An 11770-nucleotide genomic window follows, 5' to 3' on the forward strand; every position below is an offset into this window, starting at 1 on the left:
GCTTTTGGTGATGATCGGCACCGGCTGCACGATGGCGTACCGAGGCGCGGTGCGCCAGGGCCTGATGCATGCCTTTGGCGAACCGGCTCCCGCCAAACCTCCGAAACTTGGTGCAAGCGCTGATCACCGTATCGATTGGGCTGCTGTCCTGGTCGCCGCGCAAGCCGCGGCACCGGATGCTCAACTGACACGCATCGGCCTGCCGGTGAAGACCGGTACTGCGCTGGTAATACGCATGCGACGCCCAGGCGAATGGAATCCTGTCGGTCGCAGCTCGGTATGGTTAGATCCGTTTCAGGCACAAGTCGTGGGCGGCGAGGATGCCAATCGGCTCGGCTTTGGCGGACGACTGGCCAATGCCCTGTTTCCGATTCACTCGGCTGCTGTCGGCGGTCCGGTGTGGCATACGCTAGCCGTGATCGGCGGTGCGATGCCAAGCTTCATGCTGGTGACCGGGTTTCTCTTCTGGCGTGCGCGTCGCAAGCGGCCCGCAGCACGAACGCGCGGATGAATAAGTGATCGGTGCGTTCCACAGGCCGCGATTCCATCACAACACGCGTGGGAGCGAATCAGTCGCGATGCAATCTATGATTCACTCGCCGATTGAGGGTTTAAAACCACCAAGCCGCGACCTCGTCGCGGCTTGCTTCGCGACTGAAGGGAATCTCTAAAAACCTCTCATCGAAGTCGTCATTCCGGCGCAGGCCGGAATCCAGAGCCTTTTGCTCCCTCAAAGCAAAGTCACTGGGTCCCGGCCTGCGCCGGGACGACGGATAGGATGGGGTTTTAGAGGTTCTCTGAAGTCGCTCCTTAGGAGGTTTTGGCGAAGGCTGCCTTGCCTTCTTTGTCCAGCGCGACAAATTCTTCATCGGATAGCTTGATATCCACCGCAGCGACGTTTTCTTCCAGGTGCTTGACCTTGGAGGTGCCGGGAATTGGCAACATGACCGGACTGCGCTTGAGCACCCAGGCCAGCGCGATCTGGCTCGGTGCGGCGCCATGTTGCTTGGCCAGCGTATCGAGCAGCGAACCGGGCTTGGCCAGGTCACCTGCCGCGAGCGGGAACCACGGAATAAAGCCGATGTTGTGCTGTGCGCAGTAGTCGAGCACATGTTCACTGGTGCGATCGACCAAGTTATATCGGTTCTGCACCGTAGCCACCTCGAAGAACTTGCCGGCCGCCTGTATGTCATCGACGCTGACTTCGCTCAGGCCCGCATGACGGATGATGCCGTCCTTGATCAACGACTTGATGGCGTCGAACTGCTCGTCACGCGGCACCTTCGAATCGATGCGATGCAATTGCCACAGGTCGATGCGCTCGACACCAAGCTGACGCAGGCTCTTATGCGCCTGCTGAATCAGGTACTCCGGACGCCCTACTGGAATCCATACATTCGGGCCGGTGCGCGTGAGGCCGCCCTTGGTTGCAACGACGACATTTTTATAAGGGCGCAGTGCCTCGTTGATCAGCAACTCAGAAATATCCGGACCGTACGCATCGGCGGTGTCGATGAAATCAATGCCTAGATCCGGCAGTCGCTTGAGCACGCGAATCGCCTCGGCACGATCAGCAGGTTCGCCCCACACTCCGTTACCGACGATGCGCATGGCACCAAAGCCCAGCCGATGAACCTGCATGTCACCACCGATCTTGAAACTGCCGGATGAAGCTGCGTTTGCTATGGACATGGGATTTCCTTGGATGTTGGCGAGATTGGCGAGGACACATCAGTGACGTCGCGCATGAATGAGGAAAGTCGACCGATCCGCCCGCGGCAACGAAAAATCTTGCGTATACGGTGTCGTGTTGTGCATGACGAGTCGTTACGCTGACCTCAAGGGATCACAGCGGTTTGTGTATACACATCACACATGGGGCACGCTACGCTTGTTGCAAGTGGCCAAGAGGCTGCACGCTTTGAGACAGTCTGCGCGAGGAAACATTTATGGAATATGTGAAGTTTGGCTCTACCGGCCTGGAAGTATCCCGCCTTTGCCTAGGCTGCATGACTTATGGTGAGCCCGACCGAGGCAATCACACCTGGACACTGAACGAAGAAAAAAGCCGCCCCCTGATCAGGCAGGCGCTGGAAGCAGGCGTCAACTTCCTTGATACCGCCAACGTCTATTCCGATGGTAGTTCCGAAGAGATCGTGGGCCGGGCAATCCGGGATTTCAGTCGTCGCGAGGACGTGGTGCTGGCGACGAAGGTTTTCAATCGCATGCGTCCTGGCCCGAATGGTGCCGGACTGTCGCGCAAGGCGATCATGGCCGAGATCGATAGCAGCCTGCGCCGCCTGGGGACCGATTACGTCGATCTCTACCAAATCCACCGCTTCGACCACAGCACCCCGATCGAGGAAACGCTCGAGGCCCTGCACGATGTGGTGAAAGCCGGTAAGGCTCGATATATCGGCGCCTCATCGATGCACGCCTGGGAATTTGCCAAGGCCATCTATACATCCCGTCAGCATGGATGGACGCCTTTCGTCAGCATGCAAAACCATTTGAACCTGCTCTATCGCGAGGAAGAACGCGAGATGCTGGGTTTTTGCCAGGACCAGGGCATCGCCGTCATCCCGTGGAGCCCACTGGCGCGTGGTCGACTGACGCGTGACTGGAACGCATCCAGCGAGCGCCAGGACAGTGATGCTTATGGGCACACCTTATACGACGCGACCGCTGACGCTGACCGCCAGGTCATCGAAGCCGTTGCCCAGGTGGCAGAACAACGTGGTGTGCCGCGCGCACAAGTGGCTTTGGCCTGGATCGCGCAGAAATCGCCGGTGACCGCACCAATCGTCGGCGCTTCCAAGCCGCACCACTTGGATGATGCCGTGGCGGCTTTGTCGTTGCGTCTGAGCGATGAGGAGATTGCGACCCTTGAAAGGCCATATGTACCTCACCGGGTAGCAGGGTTTTAACCAAGGGCCGGTAACCTGGGACAGGCAAATTTCCTGGCAAAACGAACATGCAGGCGGATTTTTCGTACGATTCCGATGGATATGAAAGCGGCCCGCGGGAGAATCTGGGCGCTCCGCTGATATAGCCCCTGCGCGACACCCATCATGGACCGCCCACTCGACTCGTCACGATACGGCTCAAACCACCGCATCATGACGATGCCTTATGAAAGCCAGCCGTTGCACGGTGCCCAACTTATCGCCTCAACTGCCGACGAAGCTTATATCCATGGTGACTACGTCGTCTGCGACAGCCTGATTGCGCAATATGAATCGAGGCATCCAGGCAGGGCCGAGTTGCAACAACTCAAGGGACGTAGCCTGCTCGCGCAAGGTCATTACGAGGCGGCCATCGAGGCCCTGGACAAAGCGCTGGGCTACGAGCAGGACCTACGGACGGTCTACCTGCTGGCTTGCGCGCATGCCGGCCTAGATTGCCACGAATACGTGGTCGCATCGATCGACGACACGTTGATGCAGGTTATCCCGGAAGCCGCCGCATTGCGCATGCGAGCGCTGCATAGACTCGGTCGCTTGGATGAAGCGATTACGCTGGGCATGCAGTGGCATGGGCACATACAGCATGGCCAGGACATCTGCGGCTTGCTTGCCACGATCCTGATCGATGACGGTCGTAGCCATGAGGCTCACGCCTACGCCGAATTGGCCGGCGATACTTATGAAGGCTGTGTCGCCAACGGCATACTGGCGCTGGACTTAACCGACTACTCCAGCGCATTGCTATGGTTTCGTCACGCGATTGCACTTCAGCCTCGCTGCGGACGCGCTCGCCTGGGCGAAGGCCTGTGCCTGCTCGAATACGACAACTACGCTGCGGCAACGCTTTGCTTTGACCAGGCTGCCGCGCTGCTCGACGGGCGCGCTTGCGTCTGGGTCGCTTCGGCCTGGGTGCATCTGCTCAATCAGGCGTTGCCGCAGGCCAGGGCGCGTTTCCAGCGCGCCTGCCAAGCGGACAATGGATTTGCCGAAGCCTACGGCGGCCTGGCCATCGTGTGCCTATATGAGGGGCAGGTCGACCACGCCATGGTGTACGCCGAACAAGCCATGCGCCTGGATCGCGAATGTTTGTCGGGCATGCTGGCACGCAGCCTGCTGCTTATGCACAGCGGTGCCACGGCGGCTGCGCAGGCGCTCCGCAGCAAGCTGGTCCGGCATCCCATGGGACGCGATGGTTCGGGGATTGCCCGACAAATCGCCCGGCGGGCCGTGCGCTATTCGTTCGCCTATTGAGCGAGGAACGTGCTTGCCTCGACACGCGCCGGCCCTTTGCTGCCGATGTCGACCATGCATGTCACCCCCGGCGAAAGAAAGCCGCGGCACAAGGCCGCGGCTTTCGGGAGCGTTTGTACGAGCCGATCTGTTAGAAACGGAAGCGCACGTAAGCGGACGGGCCATTCAACTTCATGTCCAGGCTATCGTCGAAGTTGTGATGATCCTGGTGCAGCTTGATGCGCGTGTAGTTGTACTCGGCACCGAAGCCCACGTTCTGCCAGGGGAACCACTCCACACCCAGCGCACCGTTATAGATATGACCACCCAGGTCGCTACCATTCTTCTTCACGCCGGACGCATCGATGTACATACGCAGGTGATCGCTGAAGGCATGGCGCCAGCCAAGCTGCAACATGGGCGCCCAGGCATTGTCGCTATAGCTGCCAGTGGCCTGCGCGGTCTGGCCCTCTGCGGTGGCCTCGCCAGAGATGCGTGCATGCACGCCGTAATACGCCGCACCCAGGCCAACACCGAACACGTCGCTACCGGTGCCGAACCACCAACGATACGCGGCGCTGCCAAAGTCGAAATCCAACTTGCCCTTTACGCGTGCGGATGCGAGGAAATCGTTACCGCCGAAATTGACGTTCTCATTGAGCGTCTTGCTGCGATCGCGGTCAATCGTGTAGTAGTCAAACGAAAGACCCTGGTGCTCGCCCAGCAGGAGATCCAGTCGCGCACGCGGAACGGTCTTATGGTCATTGAAACCCAGCGCATCCTCCAGGTTCACATGGCCGCGCAAGGTATCGCTCTTGTCGTTGGCGCCGATGTTGGTGTCGGTCTTGGCATAGTAACCGCCCACCCAGATACTGACGCGATCAAGCGCAGGAGAATGAGAAGAATCGTCGTCAGCAAAAGCAGTCATGCTGGCGGCTGCCATCGGCAGTGCGAGCAACAGGCAGCCGGCGGTGCGCGGCGTCAGAAGGCGCGAGCCTGATTTCATCGGGGTCCACTCCCAGTCAAAGTTGAAACGACTGTATGAATCAGGATGTGCATGAGATGTTTTCATCATGTGAGGCATGCGACTACATGAGCTGGTTAATGTGCTCACATTCACAAATCGCCAGGAAACGCGTACGTCTTCCTACCGAGAACTTTCTTTTGATTTAACTCGTTTTCAGCTGCAACCCACTGAGCTATAACCCGTGGACAATGCCCCAGGACATCGGGCGTCACCAGGAGAGGGCACGCGTGCATTGAAGAATGCATCGCGCCATGCCGTCCTGAGTGCCGTTAGGATGAACTTATCAAACGTACAGTTGATGAATCGCATCAGCCTTGCACGATGCTTACAGACGTTGAGTCGTGCTCGCGACCGCCCGCCATGGCTCCGGCCCGCTGCAGGGACGATGACCAGATCGAAGAACATGCTTTGATTCGACGTCACCGTGCTTGAGACAGCACGCCGGGATCAGCGACCAAAAGTGATTTCTTCGCCTTCGTGGTCTCGGTCCCAACCACGCAATTCGTCGCGAATATGCGCGATGCGTTGACGACCCAGCGCATTGCGCTCTTCGTCGAGTACCTGTCCATCGAGCAGTTCAGCCAATCGCTGCGCCGTGGGTAGCATGGCATCCCAGGCGTCAAGCGCGGGAATGGGCGCAGGCAGCGTCATGAAGAAGCTCAGGCCTGGGGTATGCAGGTTATCCAGACGAGCCAGATCGAAGTTACCAGGCTTGAGCATGTTGGCCACGCTGAAGATCGGCCCGCGCTCGCGCTTACCGTCAACCAGACGGTGATAGATACCCATGTCGCCAAATTCCAGACCGGCCTTTTCAGCGGCAACGATGAGATCCGGACCATTGAATAGCGAGCCCTCGCGTGCCACGACGAACAGCGTGACGATGCGCTCGACCGGCATCTGCACCGGGCGACGCCCCACATCAGATCTGATCGGCGCCTTGGGCGCTGGAGCCGCCGCCGGTGGGGGCATAGGCGCCTGTACCGGCGCTGGCGCTGGCGCGGACGCGGGCTGCTGCGCCGGAGCCGCCACAGGAGCGGCAAAGAGCGTTACTGGCTTGGGTTCAACGACGCTGTCGTCGGGCATGGATGGCGCGCGCAGAGCATCGATAATCGATGCAGTCTGCCCTGACGGGCGCGGCAAAGGCGCGGCAGCAACCCGGTCGCGATCACCCGTTAGCGTGGCGCCAAGGCGCTCGAGTTCCTCTCGCAGGCCCATGTCCAGTTCGCCCTGCGGCTGGGGCGGACGCTCAAATATCCTGGGCTCGCGACGTGGCTCCTCGTCTTCCTCGTCCAGCGCACTGAAGGAAAGGTCGTCTTCTTCCAGGGACTGATCGCCAAAGCCAGGATCGCGGCGCTCACTACGTGGCGTTTCGGCCGATGGGCGACGCGTGCCCTGTTCTTTTTTCGGCTGCCCGAACAGCCACATCACGCCCAGCACGATCAGGCCGACGATGGCCAGGGGAATGCCGACGGCGGGATTCCAGGCAAGCGCGATGGTGGGTTGAATCGTCATGGGCAAAAAACTCCTTATGCTGCGCCGGCAAGTTTAGCCGCTTCGGCCAGGTCCACCTGCACCAGGCGGGACACGCCAGGCTCGCGCATGGTGACACCGCACAGCTGCGAGGCCGCTTCCATCGTGGCCTTGTTGTGGCTGACGAAGATGAACTGCACCTTCTCGCTCATTTCCTTCACCATATTGGAGAAGCGACCGACGTTGGCTTCGTCCAGCGGCGCGTCCACCTCGTCGAGCAGGCAGAACGGCGCAGGATTGAGGCCGAAGATCGCGAACACCAGAGATACCGCCGTGAGCGCCTTTTCGCCGCCGGAGAGCAGCGTGATATTGGACACGCGCTTGCCAGGTGGACGGGCCATGATGGCTACACCGGTATCGAGCAGGTCGTCTCCGGTCAGTTCAAGGTAGGCATGGCCGCCACCGAACAGACGAGGGAACAATTCCTGGACACCGGCATTGACGCGATCGAAGGTTTCCTTGAAGCGCTGGCGTGTCTCACGGTCGATCTTCTTGATCGCGCCCTCAAGTGTTTCAAGGGCGCTAGCCAGATCGGCGAGCTGATTGTCCAGGTAATTCTTGCGTTCGCTCTGTTCGGCGTGCTCCTGGATGGCTGCGAGATTGACCGGCTCCAGGCGAACGATCTTCTGCGCCAGATCGGCCAAGTCCTTGCGCCACTGTCCGGCATCGGCATTCTCGGCCAGTTCGGCCAGCAGCGGCTCCAACTCAAGGCCGGATGCAGCGATGGCTTCGGCCAATTGTTGAGCACGCAGTTGCAGGGCCTGGGCGGCCAGGCGCTTTTCGGATAGCTTCTCGCGCAGGCCGTTGAGGATCTGCTCAGTCCGCTGGCGCTCCTGATCGAGGCGGCGAAATTCGCCGTCGCAATCTTCCAGCGCGCGACGCGCCTCGACCAGTTGCTTGTCCACCAGCAGACGCTGGTCAAGGTAGGTCTGTCGCTCAGCTTCCAACTCGGCGATCGGATCGGTGCCGGCGGCCAGTTGTTCGACGATCTCGTTGCGGCGCATGTCGATCTGGCGGTGCTGGGAGTCCATGCGCGACAAGGCTTGTTCGAGCGAGCTGAGCGATGAACGCTTCGACTCCAGGCTCAATGCCAACGCATGGGCCTGGTCGGCAGCCTCGCGGGCGTTCATACGCGCTTCCTCGCGGGATTCGAGCAAGGCGCGGCGCTCGTTTTCCAGTTCGCGGCGCTGATCCTCCAGGTCGCCCATGTGGCCGACCGATTCATCCAGGCGAGCGCGCGCTTCACGCGTGCTGCCTTGCAGTTCGTCCAGTTGCGCGATCAGCTCACCAAGTTCGCCGGCCACCTTTTCAGCGCGGGCACGTGCGGTTTCAACCTTGCCGCGATGGCTTTGCAACTGACCGGCAAGCTCGGATTGGCGACGATGTGCGTTGTAAAGCTCGCGCTGGGCATCGTCGCGCGCGCGCTCGGTCTCGAACTTGTCGGTGCGCAACTCGTCCAGGCGGCCAGTCAGCTCATCGATACGACCTTCCAGGGTGGCGATCTGATCGCCCAAGCTACGCATCTCGCGTTCACGCGCCAGCACGCCCACCTGATTGCCCTGCCCGCGCAGGATGCGAGCCCAGCCGTGACCGATCCACTCGGCCTGGCGGGTGATCACCGACTGCGACGGCGCCAAGCTCGACGCACGCTGCTGCGCGTCGGTCAGGCTTTCAGCGGTGAAGACGGTATTGAGGATGGCAATCGCCGCCGCCGGACCACGCACATGGGCACCGAGCGTCCCTGGCATGCCAGTCGCGCCCTCGGCCATGTCGACCAGCGCGACATCGGCATTTTCCAGTCCTGCGAATTCGCCGGCCAGATGACTGACGCCATCGACCAGCACGCTGTCGATGAAGCCAACCAGAGCGGTTTCCACGGCGGTTTCCCACCCACCCTCGACTTGCAATGCTTCGCCGAGACGGCGCGCCTTGTCCAGGCCCAGGCGGGTCAGCCAGCCACTGGCGGCACTTTCTTCCTGGCCCAGGGCTGCGTGTTGCAAGGCTTCCAGCGATGCCTGGCGACCACGCGCGGTCTGTAACTGCTGCCGCGCCTCGTTGAGCGCAGATTGCACCTGGCGTTCTTCATCGAGCACTTTCTCATGCGCCAGCTTGTGCTGGTCAAGCATGCCGCCGAGGGTTTCCACGCGCTCGCGCTGGGTGTCGTGCTCGTTGTGCAGTTGCTCGGCGGCGGCGTCGAGCGCCGCTACATCGGTCGCCTTCTGCTCGGTATCGAGGGCTTCCTTGCGCTTGGCCAAATCCACAGCCTGGCGGTCCAGGTAGGCAAGTTTGGTGCGCTCGACTTCAGCGGCGCGACTGGCCTCGCCCGCCGTGCGGGTGTAGCTGTCCCAACGCTGCTGCCAGTCGGCGAGCTTGGTCTCGGTATCGCGCTGGGCATCGGCGGTGTCGTCCTGCATCTGTTGCAGGGCTTCCAGTCGCGGCTCACCCTCGGCCAATGCGGTACGCAGCTTCTCCACCTGTTCGCGATCGTTGGCGATATGCTCGGCCAATTCGGCCTGCTCACGCTCAGCATCGGCCTGGGCGCGTTGCAGGCGATCGGCGGTTTCGCGGTTGTAGCGAACCTGCTGCTCAACGCGGGCAATCTCTGCGCCGACCTTGTAGACCTCGGCCTGCACGCTATTGAGATGCTCAGTGGCGCTGGTATGGCGGTCACGCACGCTCTCCAGTTGGGCTTCGATGTTGCGTTGCCCAGCCACGTGTTTCTCGATCTCGATTTCAGCGGCGGACAGGCCCGCGCCCTCCCCATCCTGCTGGCCCTTCAGCCCACGATATTCGAGCGCACGCAGTTCGGCTTCCTTGCGCGTCTGCTCTTCCTTGTAGGCCTTCCAGCGCTCGGCGGCACGCGCCTGGCGGTTGAGGTGTTCGAGCTGTTTGTCCACTTCGTCGCGCACGTCACGCACACGATCGAGGTTTTCACGGGTGGACTTGATGCGGCTTTCGGTCTCCTTGCGGCGCTCCTTGTATTTGGAGATGCCAGCGGCTTCCTCCAGGTGGGTACGCAGCTCCTCGGGCGCCGCCTCCACGATCTGGCTGATCATGCCCTGCTCGATGATCGAGTAGCTGCGCGGCCCCAGGCCCGTGCCAAGGAACAGGTCGGTAATGTCACGGCGGCGGCAACGCGCGCCATTGAGGAAATAGCCGGATTGGCCGTCGCGGGTGACCTGGCGCTTGACCGAGATCTCCGCGTACTGACCGTACTCGCCCTGGATGGTGGCGTCGGAGTTGTCGAAGATGAGCTCCACCGTGGCCTGCCCCACCGGCTTGCGGGCATTGGAGCCGGAGAAGATCACATCGGTCAACGAATCACCACGCAGGCGACTGGCCGCGCTCTCGCCCATGACCCAGCGAATGGCGTCGATGATGTTCGACTTGCCACATCCATTGGGACCTACCACACCCGTCATGTTAGTCGGCAGATGGAGCGTGGTCGGATCGACGAAGGATTTGAAGCCGGCGAGTTTGATCGTGGTAAGGCGCATGCGGCTGGATAAGAGGCTATCGGGTAGGCCCGTGACAATCGGGCGACAAGGCACTGTGCCAAACACGGGCCAGTCCCGCAATGCACGCGGCAATAGAGACAGCCTTCAGTTTACACGTCAAGCCCTTGAATTGACTTGAATCACGATTTGGGAGGCTGTGCGTCAATGGACAAGGCATGGATGCCTTTATCCATCAGGCCGTCCAGGGCAGCGTAGATCATACGATGGCGCTTGAGCGGCAGTTGGCCGGCAAAGGCCATACTAACGATACGCACATGAAAATGCCCCTTGCCTTCGTTGGCGTGCCCGGCGTGCTTATGGCCTTCATCGAGCACGTCCAGCTCCACCGGCGCCAACGCCTCAGCCAAGCGCTGGCGAATCTCCTCGACCATGCTCATGCTGCGGGCAACGCCTTGCGGAAGGGCTTGATGGTGACGCTGGCATAGACGCCAGCAGCCACGTACGGATCTTCCTTGGCCCAGGCCTCGGCCTCGGCCTGCGAGGGAAACTGCGCCAGGATCATGCTGCCGGTGAAACCGGCCGGACCCGGATCATCCGATTCGATCGCTGGGAATGCCCCCGCCACGAACAACCGTCCCTGGTCGAGCAACGTCTTCAGACGCTCGATATGGGCCGGACGAGCGCCCTTGCGCTTGTCCAGGGAATCAGGGACATCCTGGGCAATGATCGCGAACCACATGGGGGAGCTCCTGGGGGAATCGGGTGGTCGAGCATTGTAGCGGTTGGGTGGCGAGCGCGCTGCAGTGCGCTGTAGCGGGAGAGACGGGATATAGGGGTGAACCGATCATCGAACCGGAACCATCCGGGCTGACGACGGCTCCTTCGTAAACCACCGCGATGACGCAAACGCCCGGACCTGCCTCCCCGCTTCTGCCATCGGGCTCTTTAAAGTGGCCACGACACCGCCTGCGGCGGTATATCGGCAGTACTCTCGCCCCCATTTTGCAGTGCGGACAAGGAGCGGCCGACAAACCGGCCCGCGCCATGGTGTCGCTTGCAGGATGAGCCGGCCCTGTGGGTGCATTGTCGCCCTGACTGGCGGCGAGCAACATCACGCTCAAAACCGCCCAACTATTGCGTCCTGACTTCAAGTTTCCTGCCATCTCCAAGGGATACTCTGGTCAAATCTGTGCAGGCGGCCTGATATCCCCTGGCGTTGGGGGGTGTACCGTGCGGCGTGGACCAAGCCAAGTCATTGACGTCCCCGCCCTGGCCAGGACGACGAATAGGGTATGCTTTTCCAGACCCCCTTCAGGTGTTCAGCGCCGCCGCGTCATCTGTTTGCGCAAGGCAGCCAGCGGGGCATGGTCGTCGAACACGATACGACCGCCAGGCATCGACACCCCAAGTTCGCCAAACACGCCGCCAAGATCGACATGCACCGGCTTGTCTTTCATCTGCGCGTACAGCTTGGCGAGCACCGGTACTCCGATCGCCTGATCGCCGACCTGCATCATGCGCCCGGCGTCCCAGGAAACCGTATTGCCGCCGCTTTCGCG

Annotated in this window: 10 protein-coding genes; 3 read left to right on the forward strand and 7 right to left on the reverse strand. The window is 61.1% G+C overall.

Annotated elements, in window-relative coordinates; genetic code table 11:
- Positions 1-511, forward strand: a 511-nt coding sequence (locus tag VF436_RS00235; protein WP_330901947.1) for a PepSY-associated TM helix domain-containing protein, incomplete at its 5' end; no start/stop codon positions are given.
- 299 nt (positions 512-810) lie between these two features.
- Here the strand turns inward: VF436_RS00235 and VF436_RS00240 are convergent.
- Positions 811-1692 carry an aldo/keto reductase gene (locus VF436_RS00240; protein ID WP_330901948.1) on the reverse strand — a complete coding sequence of 294 codons (882 nt, stop codon included), beginning with the start codon at positions 1690-1692 and terminating at the stop codon, positions 811-813.
- Between the two features lie 257 nt (positions 1693-1949).
- Between VF436_RS00240 and VF436_RS00245 the strand changes: the two genes are divergently transcribed.
- Positions 1950-2927, forward strand: a complete 978-nt coding sequence (locus VF436_RS00245; protein ID WP_330901949.1) for an aldo/keto reductase — start codon at positions 1950-1952, stop codon at positions 2925-2927.
- A 192-nt stretch (positions 2928-3119) separates the two neighbouring features.
- A complete protein-coding gene (locus VF436_RS00250) occupies positions 3120-4217 on the forward strand; it encodes a hypothetical protein (protein WP_330901950.1) in 1098 nt (365 codons plus the stop codon).
- 130 nt (positions 4218-4347) lie between these two features.
- On the opposite strand, the gene VF436_RS00255 is transcribed toward VF436_RS00250, so the two are convergent.
- From VF436_RS00255 to VF436_RS00280, 6 genes are all read right to left on the reverse strand, one after another.
- Entirely contained in the window at positions 4348-5202 is an 855-nt protein-coding gene (locus VF436_RS00255) for a hypothetical protein (RefSeq protein ID WP_330901951.1), read from the reverse strand.
- Positions 5203-5670: 468 nt separating this feature from the next.
- On the reverse strand, positions 5671-6735 hold the full coding sequence (zipA, locus tag VF436_RS00260) for a cell division protein ZipA (RefSeq protein ID WP_330901952.1): 1065 nt from the start codon (positions 6733-6735) through the stop codon (positions 5671-5673).
- Positions 6736-6749: 14 nt separating this feature from the next.
- Positions 6750-10250: a chromosome segregation protein SMC gene (gene smc / locus VF436_RS00265; RefSeq protein ID WP_330901953.1), complete on the reverse strand. Its 3501-nt coding sequence runs from the start codon at positions 10248-10250 to the stop codon at positions 6750-6752.
- Between the two features lie 140 nt (positions 10251-10390).
- A complete protein-coding gene (locus VF436_RS00270) occupies positions 10391-10648 on the reverse strand; it encodes a BolA family protein (protein ID WP_330901954.1) in 258 nt (85 codons plus the stop codon).
- The gene (locus tag VF436_RS00275) at positions 10645-10950 is read right to left on the reverse strand and encodes a YciI family protein (protein WP_330901955.1); all 306 of its coding nucleotides are present in this window, start codon (positions 10948-10950) and stop codon (positions 10645-10647) included. The genes VF436_RS00270 and VF436_RS00275 overlap by 4 nt, the downstream gene beginning before the upstream one ends.
- Positions 10951-11530: 580 nt before the next feature.
- The coding region (locus tag VF436_RS00280; protein WP_330901956.1) for a hypothetical protein at positions 11531-11770 on the reverse strand (240 nt) is incomplete at its 5' end.

Origin of the sequence: Dyella sp., assembly GCF_036384435.1 — a bacterium.
Classification (GTDB): Bacteria; Pseudomonadota; Gammaproteobacteria; order Xanthomonadales; family Rhodanobacteraceae; genus GSA-30.

Excerpts from the sequence above, each read along its gene's own strand:
- VF436_RS00240 (WP_330901948.1), bottom strand. The coding sequence starts at position 1,692 with ATGTCCATAGCAAACGCAGCTTCATCCGGCAGTTTCAAGATCGGTGGT.
- VF436_RS00245 (WP_330901949.1), top strand. The coding sequence starts at position 1,950 with ATGGAATATGTGAAGTTTGGCTCTACCGGCCTGGAAGTATCCCGCCTT.
- VF436_RS00250 (WP_330901950.1), top strand. The coding sequence starts at position 3,120 with ATGACGATGCCTTATGAAAGCCAGCCGTTGCACGGTGCCCAACTTATC.
- VF436_RS00255 (WP_330901951.1), bottom strand. The coding sequence starts at position 5,202 with ATGAAATCAGGCTCGCGCCTTCTGACGCCGCGCACCGCCGGCTGCCTG.
- zipA (WP_330901952.1), bottom strand. The coding sequence starts at position 6,735 with ATGACGATTCAACCCACCATCGCGCTTGCCTGGAATCCCGCCGTCGGC.
- smc (WP_330901953.1), bottom strand. The coding sequence starts at position 10,250 with ATGCGCCTTACCACGATCAAACTCGCCGGCTTCAAATCCTTCGTCGAT.
- VF436_RS00270 (WP_330901954.1), bottom strand. The coding sequence starts at position 10,648 with ATGAGCATGGTCGAGGAGATTCGCCAGCGCTTGGCTGAGGCGTTGGCG.
- VF436_RS00275 (WP_330901955.1), bottom strand. The coding sequence starts at position 10,950 with ATGTGGTTCGCGATCATTGCCCAGGATGTCCCTGATTCCCTGGACAAG.